Origin of the sequence: Nocardioides sp. Root190, assembly GCF_001428565.1 — a bacterium.
Lineage (GTDB): Bacteria > Actinomycetota > Actinomycetes > Propionibacteriales > Nocardioidaceae > Nocardioides.
In genome coordinates this window covers 633,643-651,087 of record NZ_LMIA01000009.1, presented here as the reverse complement: position 1 = coordinate 651,087, position 17,445 = coordinate 633,643, and the positions used below count along the sequence as shown (strand labels likewise).

Annotated in this window: 11 protein-coding genes, 1 tRNA gene and 3 rRNA genes; 3 read left to right on the top strand and 12 right to left on the bottom strand. The window is 66.6% G+C overall.

Annotation, left to right across the window (positions count from 1 at the left end; translation table 11 throughout):
• Positions 1-10: 10 nt before the first annotated feature.
• From rrf to tyrS, 4 genes are all read right to left on the bottom strand, one after another.
• Positions 11-127 (bottom strand): 5S ribosomal RNA (gene rrf, locus ASE01_RS12910).
• Positions 128-256: 129 nt separating this feature from the next.
• Positions 257-3,380: ribosomal RNA gene (locus ASE01_RS12905) — 23S ribosomal RNA — on the bottom strand.
• A gap of 356 nt (positions 3,381-3,736) precedes the next feature.
• A 16S ribosomal RNA gene (locus tag ASE01_RS12900) occupies positions 3,737-5,257 on the bottom strand.
• The 16S, 23S and 5S rRNA genes sit together here, the layout of an rRNA operon.
• Before the next feature lie 694 nt (positions 5,258-5,951).
• Complete coding sequence (tyrS, locus tag ASE01_RS12895; RefSeq protein WP_056752066.1) at positions 5,952-7,223, bottom strand: tyrosine--tRNA ligase; 1,272 nt, start codon at positions 7,221-7,223, stop codon at positions 5,952-5,954.
• Positions 7,224-7,372: 149 nt separating this feature from the next.
• Between tyrS and ASE01_RS12890 the strand changes: the two genes are divergently transcribed.
• A complete protein-coding gene (locus ASE01_RS12890; protein ID WP_056752062.1) occupies positions 7,373-8,374 on the top strand; it encodes a hypothetical protein in 1,002 nt (333 codons plus the stop codon).
• Here ASE01_RS12890 and ASE01_RS12885 read toward each other — a convergent pair.
• Positions 8,349-9,422, bottom strand: a complete 1,074-nt coding sequence (locus ASE01_RS12885; protein WP_056752058.1) for a DNA adenine methylase — start codon at positions 9,420-9,422, stop codon at positions 8,349-8,351. The two genes, ASE01_RS12890 and ASE01_RS12885, sit on opposite strands and share 26 nt — an antisense overlap.
• A gap of 107 nt (positions 9,423-9,529) precedes the next feature.
• On the opposite strand from ASE01_RS12885, the gene ASE01_RS12880 reads away from it, so the two are divergent.
• The gene (locus ASE01_RS12880) at positions 9,530-10,201 is read left to right on the top strand and encodes a hypothetical protein (RefSeq protein WP_157537303.1); all 672 of its coding nucleotides are present in this window, start codon (positions 9,530-9,532) and stop codon (positions 10,199-10,201) included.
• A gap of 8 nt (positions 10,202-10,209) precedes the next feature.
• Here the strand turns inward: ASE01_RS12880 and ASE01_RS12875 are convergent.
• Positions 10,210-10,283 (bottom strand) — tRNA-Ile (locus ASE01_RS12875).
• A gap of 75 nt (positions 10,284-10,358) precedes the next feature.
• Between ASE01_RS12875 and ASE01_RS12870 the strand changes: the two genes are divergently transcribed.
• Positions 10,359-10,694, top strand: a complete 336-nt coding sequence (locus ASE01_RS12870; RefSeq protein ID WP_056752051.1) for a YnfA family protein — start codon at positions 10,359-10,361, stop codon at positions 10,692-10,694.
• On the opposite strand, the gene ASE01_RS12865 is transcribed toward ASE01_RS12870, so the two are convergent.
• The 6 genes from ASE01_RS12865 to ASE01_RS12840 all read right to left on the bottom strand — a co-directional run bounded on the left by ASE01_RS12865 (position 10,669) and on the right by ASE01_RS12840 (position 17,441).
• Positions 10,669-11,667 carry a phosphotransferase gene (locus ASE01_RS12865; RefSeq protein ID WP_162260292.1) on the bottom strand — a complete coding sequence of 333 codons (999 nt, stop codon included), beginning with the start codon at positions 11,665-11,667 and terminating at the stop codon, positions 10,669-10,671. The two genes, ASE01_RS12870 and ASE01_RS12865, sit on opposite strands and share 26 nt — an antisense overlap.
• A 79-nt stretch (positions 11,668-11,746) precedes the next feature.
• On the bottom strand, positions 11,747-13,408 hold the full coding sequence (locus tag ASE01_RS12860) for an efflux RND transporter periplasmic adaptor subunit (protein ID WP_162260291.1): 1,662 nt from the start codon (positions 13,406-13,408) through the stop codon (positions 11,747-11,749).
• Positions 13,409-13,422: 14 nt separating this feature from the next.
• Positions 13,423-14,250, bottom strand: coding sequence for a DUF5666 domain-containing protein (locus ASE01_RS12855; RefSeq protein ID WP_082606018.1), 828 nt, complete (start codon positions 14,248-14,250; stop codon positions 13,423-13,425).
• Between the two features lie 28 nt (positions 14,251-14,278).
• A complete protein-coding gene (locus tag ASE01_RS12850; protein ID WP_056752041.1) occupies positions 14,279-15,505 on the bottom strand; it encodes an ABC transporter permease in 1,227 nt (408 codons plus the stop codon).
• Positions 15,502-16,212: an ABC transporter ATP-binding protein gene (locus tag ASE01_RS12845; RefSeq protein WP_056752037.1), complete on the bottom strand. Its 711-nt coding sequence runs from the start codon at positions 16,210-16,212 to the stop codon at positions 15,502-15,504. The genes ASE01_RS12850 and ASE01_RS12845 overlap by 4 nt, the downstream gene beginning before the upstream one ends.
• Positions 16,209-17,441: an efflux RND transporter periplasmic adaptor subunit gene (locus ASE01_RS12840; RefSeq protein WP_082606017.1), complete on the bottom strand. Its 1,233-nt coding sequence runs from the start codon at positions 17,439-17,441 to the stop codon at positions 16,209-16,211. The genes ASE01_RS12845 and ASE01_RS12840 overlap by 4 nt, the downstream gene beginning before the upstream one ends.
• Positions 17,442-17,445 lie beyond the last annotated feature (4 nt).

Sequence of the window (17,445 nt, the reverse complement as noted above, 5' to 3'; positions counted from 1 at the left end):
GCGAATGATTGTCCGGCTGCGTCCTACTCTCCCACATCCTCTCGGTTGCAGTACCATCGGCGCTGGCAGGCTTAACTTCCGGGTTCGGGATGGGACCGGGTGTTTCCCTGCCGCTATGGCAGCCGTAACTCTATGAMCCCAACGGTTGGCCTCATCGACCCCACAGGTGGGGGGATGGGCGAACCGGGGTTGGTTCTGATAGTGGACGCGKKTTGTCCCGTGACACATGTCTTGTCGATGTGTGTTGGGGGTTTGTTGTGGCAAGTCTTCGGCCTATTAGTACCGGTCGGCTGGGCATTGCTGCTGTACACCTCCGGCCTATCAACCCAATAATCTGTTGGGGGCCTTAACCCATAAAGGGTGGGAAACCTCATCTTGAAACGTGCTTCCCGCTTAGATGCGTTCAGCGGTTATCACTTCCGAACGTAGCCAACCAGCCATGCACCTGGCGGTACAACTGGCACACCAGAGGTTCGTCCATCCCGGTCCTCTCGTACTAGGGACAGCCTTTCTCAAGTTTCCTACGCGCGCGGCGGATAGGGACCGAACTGTCTCACGACGTTCTAAACCCAGCTCGCGTGCCGCTTTAATGGGCGAACAGCCCAACCCTTGGGACCTACTCCAGCCCCAGGATGCGACGAGCCGACATCGAGGTGCCAAACCATCCCGTCGATATGGACTCTTGGGGAAGATCAGCCTGTTATCCCCGGGGTACCTTTTATCCGTTGAGCGACAACGCTTCCACTCGCAGTTGCCGGATCACTAGTTCCGACTTTCGTCCCTGCTCGACATGTCTGTCTCACAGTCAAGCTCCCTTGTGCACTTACACTCGAAACCTGATTGCCAACCAGGCTGAGGGAACCTTTGAGCGCCTCCGTTACATTTTGGGAGGCAACCGCCCCAGTTAAACTACCCATCAGACACTGTCCCTGAACCAGATCATGGCCCTAGGTTAGACATCTAGTACGACCAGAGTGGTATTTCAACGATGACTCCACAACCACTGGCGTGGCCGCTTCAAAGTCTCCCACCTATCCTACACAAGCCGAACCAAACACCAATGTCAAACTATAGTAAAGGTCCCGGGGTCTTTCCGTCCTGCCGCGCGTAACGAGCATCTTTACTCGTAGTGCAATTTCGCCGAGTCCATGGTTGAGACAGCGCCCAAGTCGTTACTCCATTCGTGCAGGTCGGAACTTACCCGACAAGGAATTTCGCTACCTTAGGATGGTTATAGTTACCACCGCCGTTTACTGGGGCTTAAATTCTGAGCTTCGACTTGCGTCTAACCCGTCCTCTTAACCTTCCAGCACCGGGCAGGAGTCAGTCCGTATACATCGTCTTACAACTTCGCACGGACCTGTGTTTTTAGTAAACAGTCGCTTGGGCCTGGTCTCTGCGGCCCTTCACGCTTCCCCAGCAAGTGGGTACACGATCCAGGCCCCCCTTCTCCCGAAGTTACGGGGGCATTTTGCCGAGTTCCTTAACCATGGTTGTCTCGATCGCCTTGGTATTCTCTACCTGATCACCTGAGTCGGTTTGGGGTACGGGCGGCTCATGGCTCGCTAGAGGTTTTTCTCGGCAGCATAGGATCACCCACTTCCCCCATACGGGGTCGGCATCACATCTCAGGGTCATCGATCAAACGACTACGTGACGGATTTGCCTATCACGTCCCCTACATGCTTACCCGCCGTCTACCATCGCGGCGGTTGGGCTACCTTCCTGCGTCACCCCATCGCTTGCCTACTACCGGGTCGGATCCCACGCTCTGCCCAACCCTCTCAGTCCGAAGACATCAATAAGCTGGGTTTCGGGTGGTTAGCATCACCGGGTTCAGCATGGGCGCCATTTCGCCGGTACGGGAATATCAACCCGTTGTCCATCGACTACGCCTGTCGGCCTCGCCTTAGGTCCCGACTTACCCAGGGCAGATTAGCTTGACCCTGGAACCCTTGATCATTCGGCGCACGGGTTTCTCGCCCGTGATTCGCTACTCATGCCTGCATTCTCACTCGTGTCACGTCCAGGCCTGGATCACTCCGGCCCTTCACCCGTGACACGACGCTCCCCTACCCAACCGTGCCCCTGAACCAACATCTAGTGCGGCTTGGGTTACACACGATTGCCATAGCTTCGGCGGGCGGCTTGAGCCCCGCTACATTGTCGGCGCGGAATCACTTGACCAGTGAGCTATTACGCACTCTTTCAAGGGTGGCTGCTTCCAAGCCAACCTCCTGGTTGTCACTGCGACTCCACATCCTTTTCCACTTAGCCGCCTCTTTGGGGCCTTAGCTGATGGTCTGGGCTGTTTCCCTCTCGACTACGAACCTTATCGCCCGCAGTCTCACTGCCACGCTCTCACTTACCGGCATTCGGAGTTTGGCTAACGTCAGTAACCTTGTAGGGCCCATCGGCTATCCAGTGCTCTACCTCCGGCAAGAAACACGCAACGCTGCACCTAAATGCATTTCGGGGAGAACCAGCTATCACGGAGTTTGATTGGCCTTTCACCCCTATCCACAGGTCATCCCCTCAGTTTTCAACCTAAGTGGGTTCGGTCCTCCACGCCGTCTTACCGGCGCTTCAACCTGCCCATGGATAGATCACTCCGCTTCGGGTCTAGAACACGCGACTCAAACGCCCTATTCAGACTCGCTTTCGCTACGGCTTCCCCACACGGGTTAACCTTGCCACGTATCGCTAACTCGCAGGCTCATTCTTCAAAAGGCACGCCATCACCCCACAAGGAGGCTTTGACGGATTGTAGGCACATGGTTTCAGGTACTATTTCACTCCCCGCCAGGGGTACTTTTCACCTTTCCCTCACGGTACTTGTCCGCTATCGGTCATCGAGTAGTATTTAGGCTTAACGGGTGGTCCCGCCGGATTCACACACCATTCCAGGAGTAGCGTGTTACTTGGGAAATGCTGAACACAGCCTCAACTTGGCGTCTACGGGGCTATCACCCGCTACGGCACCGCTTTCCAACGGATTTCGACCTCAGATGAGGTTTCTGACTGTGCGCCACCCCGGCAGAGGCAACAACAACACTCCCACAACCCCCACCACGCAACGCCTGCCGGCTATCACACGAGATGGGTTTGGCCTCTTCCGATTTCGCTCGCCACTACTCTCGGAATCACTTTTGTTTTCTCTTCCTGTGGGTACTGAGATGTTTCACTTCCCCACGTTCCCTCCACACACCCTATTTTATTCAGGTGCGGGTAACTGGACATGACTCCAGCTGGGTTTCCCCATTCGGACATCCCCGGATCAACGCTCGGTTGCCAACTCCCCAGGGCATTTCGCAGGCTCCCACGTCCTTCATCGGCTCTCGATGCCAAGGCATCCACCATGTGCCCTTAACAACTTGCCCACAACAAACCACCAACACACACAAACACAACAAGCTTCGCGCGCCCCGGTGGCTTCTCAATGGGACAAACCAGTAAGAAAACACACAAGAACAATCATCTATTACGAAACAACACAAACACCCGCTACATACGTGCGGGTGGATGCTCGCGTCCACTATCAAGGAATCAAAGAACCAGAGCCCTACCAGCGCCCCCACGAACACACAGTCCATGAGCGCGTCTGATGCCTCAGACACCCAACAGCATGTCATGCGTACAGACCCAGAAACCTGAGCCAACAATCATTGTGTTCCACTAGTGAACACCCCATAYGTCAACAACTCATTCGGCTGCCGATCCTGGGTGTGCTCCTTAGAAAGGAGGTGATCCAGCCGCACCTTCCGGTACGGCTACCTTGTTACGACTTCGTCCCAATCGCCAGCCCCACCTTCGACGGCTCCCTCTGTAAACAGTTAGGCCACCGGCTTCGGGTGTTGCCGACTTTCGTGACGTGACGGGCGGTGTGTACAAGGCCCGGGAACGTATTCACCGCAGCGTTGCTGATCTGCGATTACTAGCGACTCCGACTTCATGGGGTCGAGTTGCAGACCCCAATCCGAACTGAGACCGGCTTTTTGGGATTCGCTCCCCCTCACGGGATCGCAGCCCTTTGTACCGGCCATTGTAGCATGCGTGAAGCCCTGGACATAAGGGGCATGATGACTTGACGTCATCCCCACCTTCCTCCGAGTTGACCCCGGCAGTCTCCTATGAGTCCCCACCATTACGTGCTGGCAACATAGAACGAGGGTTGCGCTCGTTGCGGGACTTAACCCAACATCTCACGACACGAGCTGACGACAGCCATGCACCACCTGTACACCAGTATCAAAGAGACCTCTATCTCTAGAGGCTTCCGGTGTATGTCAAACCCAGGTAAGGTTCTTCGCGTTGCATCGAATTAATCCGCATGCTCCGCCGCTTGTGCGGGCCCCCGTCAATTCCTTTGAGTTTTAGCCTTGCGGCCGTACTCCCCAGGCGGGGCGCTTAATGCGTTAGCTACGGCACGGAACCCATGGAATAGGCCCCACACCTAGCGCCCAACGTTTACGGTGTGGACTACCAGGGTATCTAATCCTGTTCGCTCCCCACACTTTCGCTCCTCAGCGTCAGGTAATGCCCAGAGAACCGCCTTCGCCACCGGTGTTCCTCCTGATATCTGCGCATTTCACCGCTACACCAGGAATTCCATTCTCCCCTGCATACCTCTAGTCTGCCCGTATCGGAAGCAAGCACTGAGTTAAGCCCAGTGTTTTCACTCCCGACGCGACAAACCGCCTACGAGCCCTTTACGCCCAATAATTCCGGACAACGCTCGGACCCTACGTATTACCGCGGCTGCTGGCACGTAGTTGGCCGGTCCTTCTTCTGTACCTACCGTCACTTTCGCTTCGTCGGTACTGAAAGAGGTTTACAACCCGAAGGCCGTCATCCCTCACGCGGCGTTGCTGGATCAGGCTTCCGCCCATTGTCCAATATTCCCCACTGCTGCCTCCCGTAGGAGTCTGGGCCGTGTCTCAGTCCCAGTGTGACCGGTCACCCTCTCAGGCCGGCTACCCGTCAAAGCCTTGGTGAGCCATTACCTCACCAACAAGCTGATAGGCCGCGAGCACATCCTGCGCCGAAAAAACTTTCCACCACCATCACATGCGTGAAGTGGTCCTATCCGGTATTAATCACCGTTTCCGGTGGCTATCCCAGAGCGCAGGGCAGATTACTCACGTGTTACTCACCCGTTCGCCGCTCGAGTACCCCCGAAGGAGCCTTTCCGCTCGACTTGCATGTGTTAAGCACGCCGCCAGCGTTCGTCCTGAGCCAGGATCAAACTCTCCATAAGAAAAGCTAAACCTGACAATCAAACAAACCCTGACAAAGTTGTCAGAATCAATTCATTGCCGAAAACACACACCCAACCAAACACCCACCCCAAAGAGCAGACGATGGCCGGACGCATTACAAACGTCACAACAATCTATGCATGACACACTGTTGAGTTCTCAAACATCACACGCNAGCGTTCGTCCTGAGCCAGGATCAAACTCTCCATAAGAAAAGCTAAACCTGACAATCAAACAAACCCTGACAAAGTTGTCAGAATCAATTCATTGCCGAAAACACACACCCAACCAAACACCCACCCCAAAGAGCAGACGATGGCCGGACGCATTACAAACGTCACAACAATCTATGCATGACACACTGTTGAGTTCTCAAACATCACACGCTCCGAGGTTTCCCGGCCAGGGCCGGTTCGTCCTCGGGCTGATGCGTTGCCCCGTGACTCTAGTCCGTCGTCCTGGTCTGTACCAAACCCGCAAGGCTTGCTTTTCGGACCAGCACTCGAAGTTCGGATCTCGAGGGCTTGTGGTCGCGGGGCCGGAAGCCATCCAGCTGATCGCTGTCTTGCTTCCCGCCGCACCCGGCGACACAGAGAACATTACGGCCAGGGGCCCAGAAGCACAAATCGAAACGACGTGACCCGGGCCACACTGCTCTGGAGGCGACTCCGAGGCCACCTCCAGAGGGGCATTTCAGCCCACGCGCACGCCCGCAAACCGCTTCTTGCCACGCCTCAGGACCAGCCAGGACGAGGCGATCAGGTCGCTCGCCGCAGGGACGTGTGCCGGGTCCTCGATGCGGACGTTGTTGACGTACGCGCCGCCCTCGGTGACCGTGCGGCGCGCCTCGCTCCTGGACTTGGCCAGCCCGGTGAGCACCAGCAGCTCGCTCACGTCGGGGAGGGCGGTGCCACTGTCGAGCTCGACGGTGCCCGCCTCGCCCAGGGCTGCCTCGAGCGTCGCCGCGGAGAGGGAGGTGACGTCCCCGCCCCCGAACAACGCCTCGGCCGCGGCCTTGGCGCTCGCCGTCTCGGCCGCTCCGTGCACCAACGTGGTCACCTCGTCGGCCAGGACCTTCTGGGCCTCGCGCAGGAACGGCTTCTCCGTGTGTCGCTGCTCCAGCGCCTCGATCTCGGCGCGCGGGAGGAAGGTGAAGACCCGGAGGAGCTCGACGACCTTCTCGTCCTCGACGTTGAGCCAGAACTGGTGGAACGCGTACGGCGGCATCAGGACCGGGTCCAGCCACAGGGCGCCGCCCTCGGTCTTGCCGTACTTGGTGCCGTCGGCCTTCGTGATCAACGGTGTCGCGAACGCGTGGGCGGAGCCACCCTCAGCCCTGCGGATCAGCTCGACGCCGCCGGTGAGGTTGCCCCACTGGTCGGACCCACCGAACTGGAGGGTCACTCCGTGCTGCCGGTGCAGGGTCAGGAAGTCCATCGACTGCAGCAGGACGTAGGAGAACTCGGTGTAGCTGATGCCGGACTCCAGGCGCCGACGCACGGTCTCCCGGGCGAGCATCCGGTTCACCGGGAAGTGCTTGCCGATGTCGCGCAGGAAGTCGATGACCGAGAGTCCCTCGGTCCAGTCGAAGTTGTTGACCATGGTGGCGGCGTTCTCGCCCTCGAAGGACAGGAAGGGTTCGATCTGGCCGCGCACGCGCGCGGTCCATTCCTGGACCGTGTCGAGCGAGTTCAGGGTCCGCTCCCCCGAGTCCCGTGGGTCGCCGATCATCCCGGTCGCGCCACCGACGAGCGCGAACGGCGTGTGACCGCCGCGCTGGAGGCGCATCGCGGTGAGGATCTGGACCAGGTTGCCCATGTGCAGGCTCGGCGCGGTCGGGTCGAAGCCGACATAGAACCGGACGCTGCCCTCCGTGAGCGCCGCGCGCAGCGCGTCGCGATCGGTGGACTCGGCCAGCAGGCCTCGCCACTCGAGGTCGTCGAGGAGGGTGGGGTCGACGGACAACGTCGTTCCTTCCAGTTGGTGACACGGGGACTTCCCGGCCCCCAGCCTGCCGCATTCGGGCACCCCCGGCCCATCCGGTTCAGCGCCGCGCACGGAGAGCCCTCGCCAAATCCGGGTCACCAGGGCCCCCCGGTGGGTACCTTGGCCGGGTGAGCGAGTACGACGCGCGGCTGACCGACCGCGTCCGCACCCGCGGTGTCCTCGGCCCCGACGACGCCGCCCGGCTGCTGCTGCCCGTCGCGGAGTCGCTCGCCTCGATCCACACCGTCTCCGGCTCCCACGGCGCGGTCTCCCCCAGCGCGGTCCAGGTCGACCCCGCAGGACACGCGCTGCTGCTCGACCGGACGTCGGTCCCGCCCGACCCCTCGTTCGTCGCACCGGACCCGAGCGTGGGGCTCCGGCCGCACCCGGCGGCTGCCGATGTGTGGTCCTTTGCCGCCGTACTCCTCTTCGTGACGACGGGGCACGTCCCGCGGCCGGGGGTTCCCCCCACCGTCGCGGACGTCGCTCCGCGCGACATCGGCTGGCTCGCACCGCTCGTCGAGCTGGCACTGGTGGTGGATCCGCGGGAGCGTCCGACGATGGCCGACGTGGTCGCCTACCTCCGTGCCCGGGTGCCGGCGCCACCGGCGCCGCCCCGCTCGAAGGGCATGCTGCTGACTGTGGCCGGAGCCGCCCTGATCGTCGGCCTGGGGCTGGTCGGCGCCGTGCTGCTCTTCACCGGCACGGACGATCCGGACGACCGGCCTGCCGCGCGGAACTCGAGCAGCGGCCCCACCAGCGAGGAGTCCTCGGCGACCGAGGAGCCCGGTGAGCCGGAGGACGGGCCGACGGAGACGGAAGGGAGTGTCACCGCGGACGAGCTCGAGGAGTTCGCCCGCGACTACGTGACGACGGCGAGCCGTGACCCCGACCGTGGCTATGCGCGCCTCACGCCGGAGTACCAGAGCGCCAGTCCCCGCTACCGCGAGGTGTGGGGCGCGATCTCCGACCCGCAGATCCTCAGCGTGACCCCCGATCCCGACGCACTGTCGGTGAGCTACACCTACCGCTACTCGTTGCCGGGAGGTTCGCGGCGGACCGAGGCGATCACCCTCCGGCTCGTGGAGGAGGACGGGCTCCTGCTCATCGCGGGGGCGTCGGCACGCTGACGGCGTCGTGGCCGCGCACTGCTGCCTCGACCCGGTCGGCATCGCCGGCCACGAAGACGTACTCGACGTTGCGCAGCCGCCCGACCTCACCGACCCGTTTGCCCGCGGCGTTGTGGATGCCGATCTGCGCGCCGACGTACCTCTTGCGCTCGAAGGCGAGGACACCCACCTCGGCGTGGCCGGCGTCGAGCAGCGACCGGGTCATCTCCTCGCGGCTGACCCACGACTCGTCGTTGTAGGAGACGACCACGACCTCGGCGCGCACCTGTGCGATCACCTCGGCCAGCGCGGCGGGCATGGTGCGCCGGCTGTTGAAGACGTTGCGCTGCTCGCGGGTGTCGACGCGCTTGCACGCGATGCCGTAGTGCTCGGGGGCGTCCCAGCGGACCAGGGTCTCCCAGATGTGGTAGTTCGCGAAGTACCGATGCTGGTTGTACGGCGGATCGACGTAGACGAGGTCGGACGCCGGCAGGTCGGCGATGGTCGCGAGGACGTCGCCGGACACGGTGGCACCCGGGCCCGGCAGGAGATCTGGCCTCAGGAGCTCGAGCTCGCGGTGGGCGCGCGGCGCCCAGTTCTTCAGGTAGGCCATCTGGACACCGGTGGTCGAGTCGACCCGGTCCGCGGCCAGCATCAGGCTGGTGAGGAGCACCGGGCGGAGCGGACTGCCCGGCGGGTGGTCGCGTTCGATCGCGTCACGGACGGCATCGACGCGTGCACCGTTGCGGGGCTGGAAGAACCGCGACTTCTCGCAGAACGTCTCGGTGAAGTAGCCGCGGTGCCCGGGCAGGTCGTTGAGCCGCTCGAGCTCCGAGGCCAGGGCCCGTTCGTCCACGGTCCCGGAGTCGGTCGCCACGAAGCAGTCGCTCAGCACGGCGGAGTACGACGCCAGGTCGGCGGCCGTGACCACGAGACCGCGCCGCTTGAACTCCTGCGCCACGCGGGTGGTGCCCGTGAACAGGTCGACGGCGCTCCTGGCTCCGACGGCGACGGCGAGGTCCCCGAGCACCGGCACCAGGGTGCGCTTGGAGCCGAGGTACTTGATCACGACTCGCAGCGTACGGCTGATGTGGCCCAGGTCTCGGCACCCCGGGTGTGAAGTTGCCACGCACGGGGAAGACAGGACACATCATGCACTCGGCCAAAGGAATGAAGATGTCCCGCAAGCTCGCCATGCCCGCCGCCCTTCTCGCGATCCTCGCGCTCAGCGCCTGCCAGGACGACGAGGCCCCCGCAGGTGCCGACGACCCGACGTCCGAGGCCACCACCGACGACTCCCCCAGCGAGACCCCCACCGAGTCGACTCCGACCGAGTCCACCGACAGCACCGAGGGTCAGGCCCCGGCCGGCGACGTCACCGCCCCCGGCACCGAGCTGTCCATCGGCGACACCGCGGTGCTGCCGCTCACCTACGGCACCGACGGCACCGCGACGGTCGAGGTGACGGTCACCGGCATCTCCGAGGGCACCGCCGCCGACCTCGAGGCCGCGAAGGTCAAGAACGCTGCGGACTTCACGCCCTTCTACATCAACCTCGACATGAAGATCCTGTCCGTGGGCGCGGAGGGCTTCGGCGGCTACACCGCCGGCAGCGACTTCGACGGTCTCACCGGCGCGAGCAAGGCCGGCAGCCTGATCATCTTCGGTGACTTCGCACCGTGCGACGGCGGCGGCTTCGAGTACGACTCGGCCGTCGGCGACACCGCCAAGGCCTGTGTCCCCGCCCTCGCCACGAAGGGCTCCGTCGTCGACGGCGTCCAGTTCAGCGGCGGTGCGGACGAGGCCGGCTACGACCAGTTCGACGGAAAGCCCGTCGTCTGGAAGTGACCAGCTCGTAGGGCGGGTGGGGCTCGAACCCACGACCCAAGGATTATGAGTCCTCTGCTCTGACCGACTGAGCTACCGCCCCTCCATGCGCGCGCATCACCCTAGCCCCGGGCCCCGGCCCGGCGCTGGGGTGTTGCTCGTCTGGGACCATGTCCCCGTGGACACCCTGCGTTCGATCGCCCTCTTCGCAGCAGCCGCCGTCGCCGAGATCGGCGGTGCCTGGCTGGTCTGGCAGGGCGTGCGCGAGCACAAGGGTTGGATCTGGATCGGCGCGGGCGTGATCGCGCTCGGCCTCTACGGGTTCGTCGCAACACTGCAGCCGGACGCCCAGTTCGGACGGATCCTCGCGGCGTACGGCGGGGTCTTCGTCGCCGGATCGCTCGCCTGGGGCATGGCGATGGACGGGTTCCGGCCCGATCGCTACGACGTGAGCGGCGCGCTGCTGTGCCTGGTCGGCGTCGCCGTGATCATGTACGCGCCCCGACCGGGCTGACACCGAGCGGCGGGGCCTCGAGCAGCAGGCCCAACCAGCGGGCCGGGACCGCGCCCCAGTCCGCCTGCTCCGCGCTCGTCATGGTCGCGACGCACCGGCGCCAGGACTCGACGCGGGCGAGACGGGCCAGCTGCAGGGACGCGGGCAGCACGGCACGGAGCTCGGCCATCGGCGCGAGATCGCTCCACACCTCCAGTGCGGCGTCGGCGACGCGCCACAACCGGGGGTCATCGGAGCCGGCGCCCAGCTCGCGCTGCAGCGAGCACAAGGGCGCCAGCAGGTCGGCGAGTGGATCAGCGACCACGGCGTCGCCGAAGTCGAGCAGCCGCAGCCCGTTCCCTCCCACCGCGACATTGGAGGCGTTCAGGTCGTTGTGGACCAGCGTCAGGGGCAGGTCGACGTCCTCGATCCGGTCCGCCCAGCGGTCGACCTGAGGAATCAGGTGGCCCAACCGTCCGGCGACCTCCGGGGTGAGTCGGCGGGGATCACCCGGACCCAGTGCGGCGAGGTGGCCGACGGCGTTGGCCAGGTAGGTGGACGCGTCACAGGGAGCCATCGTGGTCAGGGCGAGGTCGACGCCCGCGGCGCGCACCCGACGCTGCAACGCCGCGGACTCCGCGACGATCCGGCACCACACGTCGACATCGCCGCCCCTGCCCTGCTCCTCGAGGGTGGGGCCGAGGTCGGAGGTCAGCAGCAACCCGCGGTCCCGGTCCACAGCGAGGACGCGTGGCAGGCGTCCGGGCGCGACCTCGGCCAGCGTCGCGACCAGGCCGGCTTCGTGGAGCTGTCCGGGACAGTTCTGCTTGGCATAGGCGACCTCACCTCCCGCGCTCACCCGCCACACCGCCGACCACGGCCGCAGCGCGACCCGGTCGACCCGGTCGGGCTCCCCGATCGCGCCGGCGACGAACGCACGCAGGTCGGCGAGGAACTCCTCCCCCGCCCACACTGCGCTGGACCACGTGCTCACCTCCGCAGCGTGACTCACGGCCCGCACGCGGCGCCACCGGATTTCGCGCCGATCCGCCCTCGAGCGACCACACGGGGACTCAGCGACCGGGCCGGCCACCACCCGGCGGACCTCCGGTGAAGCCTCCGTTGCCACCGCCGAGGCCGCCGAAGCCGCCGGATCCCTGCGTGCCGGTGTCCGTGTCGGCGCCGGGGAGCGCGGCATCGAGGTCGGCGAGGACGACCTCGTCGCCCGCCTCGACTCCGTCCACGATCTCGACCGCCGTCCCGCCGACGACGCCCGTGGTGACCCGCACCCGCTGCACCTGGCCCTGGTCGTCCAGCACCGTGACCGTGCCGTCGTTGACCGCCGACGCGGGCACCACGACCACGCCGTCCGCGGAACCGACGACCGCCGTCACCGATGCTGTCATGCCGTCGGCCAGGGAGAGGTCGCGGTCGTCCAGGACGATCTCCACGCCGTACGTCGTGGTGCTGGTCGACGTCGTCGATGCTGTGTGGTCGACGCGGCCGACCGTGCCGGGCAGTGGGTCCGTGGCTCCTGCGGGAGTGACCTGCACCGTCGTACCGACGGCGAGCTGGGCGGCCTGGGCCGCGGACACCTCGACGGCGACGGTGGTGAGGCCGGGGGCGATGACCGTCGCGACGGTGTCGCCGGCCGACACGTCGGCTCCGGAGGAGACCGACAGCGCCGCCACGGTGCCGTCGGCAGGAGCCCGGACGACGGAGCCGGCCAGGTCGGCCTTTGCTGCCGCGAGGCTCGCGGCGGCGCGATCGATGCCGGCCTGGTCCTGCGCGAGGGTCGCCGCCGTGACCGTCCGGGCCGCGGCGTCGGAACCACCCGATCCACCTGAACTCGCCGGGCTGGCTGAACTCGCGGGGCTGGCTGGGCTGGCAGCGGCGGTCGCGGGTGTGCCCGAGCTCGCAGGTGTTCCCGACGTCGCCGCGGCATCCACGCTGCCGAGGGCCTTGGTCAGTGTCGAGCCGAGGCTCACCAGGGCGCCCTGGAGGGCGGTCTGGGTCTCGGCCGCTGCTGCCTGGGCGGACTGCACCAGTGTCAGGGCGGCGGTGCAGTCCTCGCTGAGCACCGCGGTCGAGGTGGTGCTGTCGACGTCCCCCTCCCCGCCGTCCGCCGCGCCCTCGACGGTGACGACCGCCGGGTCCGAGCAGGCAACCTGCTGGGCGGCCAGGGCGGTGGAGGCGGCGGCGAGCGCTGTGGACGCCGCCGTCTGCGTGGACTGGACCGCGTCCTGCTGGACAGCGAGATCGGCGAGGACCTTCGTGGTGGCAGCCGACGGTTGGCTCGCGGCACCATCCGCTTCCCGCCCACCGCTGCCGCTGCCGCTGGTCGATCCTCCCGAGGTGTCAGCGGAACCGGTCGTCGTCGTCACGGCGGCGGCCTGGTCGGCACGGTCCTGCGCGAGCTGCGCCTTCGCATCCGCCAGGTCCGACGCGGAAGCGTCCACCGCCGCCCGCAGGGACGCCCGGTCCAGCACCGCGATGACGTCTCCGCGGCTGACCGCCGCCCCCTGCGCGACACGGACCCGCGCGACGGTGCCGCTGGTCGCGAACGTGAGGTCGGAGCGACCACTCGGCGCGATGACCCCCGAGAGGGTCAGCTCCTGCTCGACGTCACCGACCGTCGCGTCGACGGTGCGGTAGTGGGCGCTGTCGTCAGCCACGGCGCCGTACGCCGCGACACCCGTGCCCGCCAGCGCCAGCGCGGCCAGGGGCAGCGCCACCCGGCGGGACCTGATCAGCGCCCGCACTGGTCGTCCACTGCGTCGCTGACCTGGATGGAGGTGGCGCTCACCGCTCCGGTGTCGTCCGCGTCGCCCTCGACCCGAGCACACCGTCCGGCCGTGAGCGCACTGCTGGTGGCCTCCACCTGCTGGGTGTAGGTCGTGTCGCCGGTGACGGTCACCGTCACCGCACCGTTCGGCCCGTCGACGACGAAGCCACCGTCGTCGACCGACGTCACCTCACCGACCGCGCCGAGACCCCCGGGACGCCCGCCCGCAGGCCGGCCCTCCCCATCGGTCGGCAGGTCGGTCGGCCGCTCGCCTCCACCGGGGCCGCCCGGACCGCCCCCGCCGAACCCGCCGAACCCGCCGGCGGAGCATCCGTCGGCGGTGGCCGGCGAGAGCGAGACCGTCGCAGCCGTGACCTCCGTGGGCGCCGCATCCTCGTCATCGCCCGCGTCACCGGTGTTCCCGGAGTCGGCAGACCGCACCACGACGCACACGCCCTCGGTCACGTCGGCGAGCGTTGCCGCACCCTGCTCGGTGATCGTGGTCTCGGCACCCACGGTGACTGCGACCTGGCCCGTCATCTGGCTCTGGACCTGCAGGACGTCGCCGTCGACAGCGGCGATGAGGCCGGAGGTGCCGGGCATGCCGCCCTGGCCGCCCGGGCGCGGCTGGCCGGACTGTGGCGTGCTCGCCGCATCCGTCGCGTCCGTGGCGGTCGGCTCGTCGGTTCCACCGCACCCGACGAGCAGGGCGGCGAGGACCGCCCCGGAGGCCAGCGCACCGGCGGGACGGGCGATGCGGCCGGGACGGCGGGGCGAGCTGGTCGTGTTCATGAAGGTGTCTCCTCGGGAGGTCATGGGGTCACTCGCTGCGGAGTGCGTCGATGGGGGTGAGTCGAGCGGCTCGGCTCGCGGGGTAGACCCCGAAGCCGACGCCGAGGGCGAGCGAGGTGGCCAGCGCCGCCAGCGTGGCGAGGGCGGACACGGCAACGGCCTGGTCGATGAGGTGCGGCAACACCTGCGCACCGATGACGCCGACGAGCACGCCCACCAGTCCGCCGGTCAGTCCGAGCAGGGACGCCTCCACGAGGAACTGCCGCCGGATCACGGTCGGGGCGGCACCGAGCGCCTTGCGCAGGCCGATCTCGCGGATCCGCTCGGTGACCGAGACGAGCATGATGTTCATGACGCCGATGCCCCCGACGAGGAGCGAGATCGCTGCGACACCGCCGAGCAGGACGGTGAAGGTCCGGTTCGTCTCGTTGGCCGTCTCGACGAGCGAGTCCTGGGTGGCGATGGAGAAGTCGGCGTCAGCCGTGGTGACCCCGTGCCGACTGGCCAGGAGTGCCTGGACCTCCTGGTGCGCCGCCGCCAGCAGGTCCTCGCTCGCTGCCTCGACATAGATCGTCGACACCGTCGAGGTGGTCGTGCCGGTCAGGGCATCGGCGGTGCCGACCGGCACCACCCCGAGGTCGTCCTCGCTGGTCCCGGACGAGGAGGCACCGGACGACGACAGCACGCCGACCACGGTCAGGCGGGTCCCATCGACGCTCAGCTGCTGGCCCACGGGGCTCTGTCGTCCGAACAGCTCTGATGCGGTGTCCGGCCCGATCACCACGACCGAGGCTCCGCTCGCTGCCTCGGCAGCGGTGAAGAAGCGGCCCGCGGACAGCTCGCGGCTGCGCACGTCGAGCCAGTCGGTCGTCGTACCCACCAGGGAGGTGGTCCAGTTGGTCTCGCCGTTCACCAGGGAGACCGAGCTCGTCGTCGCCGGCGCGACGCGAACCACGTCGGGCACGGCCGTGCGGTCAGCGAGCGCCGACGCGTCGGCGACGGTGAGCGTGGAGGCCGACCCGAAGCCACCGCGCATGCCCGAGCTGTCGGTCGTGCTGCCGGGCGAGACGATCAGCAGGTTGGAGCCGAGGGCGTCGATCTGGTCCTCGACCTCCTTCTGCGCACCCTGGCCGAGGCCGACGGTGAGGATGACCGAGGAGATGCCGATGACGATGCCGAGCACGGTCAACGAGGACCGCAACCGGTGCGATCGGATCGCGGCCAGGCCGGACCGGACCGTCTCCCACCAGTTCACGACGCCCCCGCTGGCGCCACCGCGGCGGTCGGGCGGTCGACGGTGATCCGGCCGTCGTCGAACACCAGGTTGCGCTGCGCGCGGGCGGCCACCTCGGGCTCGTGGGTGATGAGCACGATGGTGCGCCCGCTCGTGTGCAGCTCGTCGAAGAGACCGAGCACGTCGCGGGTCGAACGGGAGTCGAGGTTGCCGGTCGGCTCGTCGGCCAGCAGGAGGGCCGGCTCGGTGACGAGCGCCCGTGCCACCGCGACCCGCTGTTGCTGGCCTCCGGAGAGCTCACCGGGCCGGTGGTCGATCCGGTCCCCGAGGCCCACCCGCGTCAGGGCCGAGACCGCCCGCTCCTTGCGCTCGGCGCGGGGCACACCTGCATAGATCAGGGGAAGCTCGACGTTGCGCCACGCCGTCATGGACGGGAGCAGGTGGAACTGCTGGAACACGAACCCGATCCGGCGGTTGCGGATCGCGGCGAGTGCCGCCTCGTCGAGGCGTGAGGTGTCCTCCCCGGCCAGCACGTAGCGGCCCTCGGACGGCAGGTCCAGGCAGCCGAGCAGGTTCATCAGGGTCGACTTGCCGGAACCGGAGGGACCGATCACGGCGACGTACTCGCCCTCGTCGATCCGGATGTCGACGCCGCGGAGGGCCTCGAACTCCATCGAGCCGGTGCGATAGGTCTTGCGGACGCCCTCCAGCTCGATGATCGCGCTCATCGGCTGCCCCCGCCGGGGAAGGTGGCGCCGTCGGGCGGGGTGAAGCCCTCGGGCATCCCGCCGCCCTGCTGCATCTGCTGGCGCAGCTCCTGCATCTGTTCGTCGCCGCCGCCCCCGGGGCCGGTGAATCCGGGCACCTCCACGACGTCGCCCTCGGCGAGCCCGGAGACGACCTCGGTCGCCATGCCCGAGGTCTCACCCGTCTCGATCCCGGTCCGGGTCGTGGCGCCGGTGGCGGGGTCGGTGACCTTCTCGACGTACGTCGTGTCGCCGTCGGTCCGGATGGCGCGGCTGTCGACGGTGAGCACGTCGGCGCGCTGGCTGACGACGACGGCGATGTCGGCGGAGGTGCCCGCGTAGAGGTCGTCGCGCTCTCCGGTGACCTCGATCGTCACTGGGAAGGCTGCCGCGCCGGAGGAGTCGGCCGACGCGACGAGGCCGACTTCCGCGACCGTGCCGTACACGGTCTCGTCGACCCCGGTGACGGTGATCTCGGCCTGGAGGCCCTTGGTCACCTGCTCGATGTCGTCACTGGCGACGGTCGCCTCGACCACGAAGTGCCCGGTCGAGACGACGGTGACGGTACCTGTGGCGGTGCTGGTCGACGTTCCGGTCGAGGAGCCGGTCGACGTTCCGGTCGAGGAGCCCGACGGTGATCCGCTCGAGGTGCCGGCGCTGTCGCCGACCTCGAGCCCGACCGCGGTGACGGTGCCGGCCGAGGTGGCGCGCAGGACAGCACCCGCCAGCGCCTCGTCGGCCTGTTCGAGGCCCGACTCCGCCGCCCGGACGGCGGCCTCGTCAGCGCTGGTCTGCTCCTCGGACGCGCCCTCGGCAAGGTGTTCGGAGCGAGCGGCCTCGGCCGCGTCGAGCTCACTCTGTGCTGCGTCGAGCTCCGCCTGGAGGACGGCGGCGCCCACCGCAGCGAGCTTCTGGCCCTTGCGGACCGTGTCGCCAGGCTCGACGTACACGGCGCTCACGGTGCCGCTCACCTCGAAGGACAGGTCGTCGGTGGTCGCGGCTTCCAGCGTGCCGCTCGCGGTCACCGTCTGCTTGAGGGTCTGGGTGCCGACGGTTGCGGTCGTCGGCGCCGCGGCGGCGGACTCCTCGCCACGCACCAGCAGCCAGCCACCAGCTGCCGCCGAGGCCAGCACCACCACGAAGAGAACCAGGACCAGGCGTCGGGGGCGGCGCCGCAGGGAACGCGCTCGACCGAAGAGCTCTCGTATCACGCCG

Bases quoted from the DNA above. Each gene is read 5' to 3' on its own strand.
- ASE01_RS12880 (WP_157537303.1), top strand. From the start codon at position 9,530: ATGTCCCGCAAGCTCGCCATGCCCGCCGCCCTTCTCGCGATCCTCGCG.
- ASE01_RS12855 (WP_082606018.1), bottom strand. From the start codon at position 14,250: ATGAACACGACCAGCTCGCCCCGCCGTCCCGGCCGCATCGCCCGTCCC.
- ASE01_RS12845 (WP_056752037.1), bottom strand. From the start codon at position 16,212: ATGAGCGCGATCATCGAGCTGGAGGGCGTCCGCAAGACCTATCGCACC.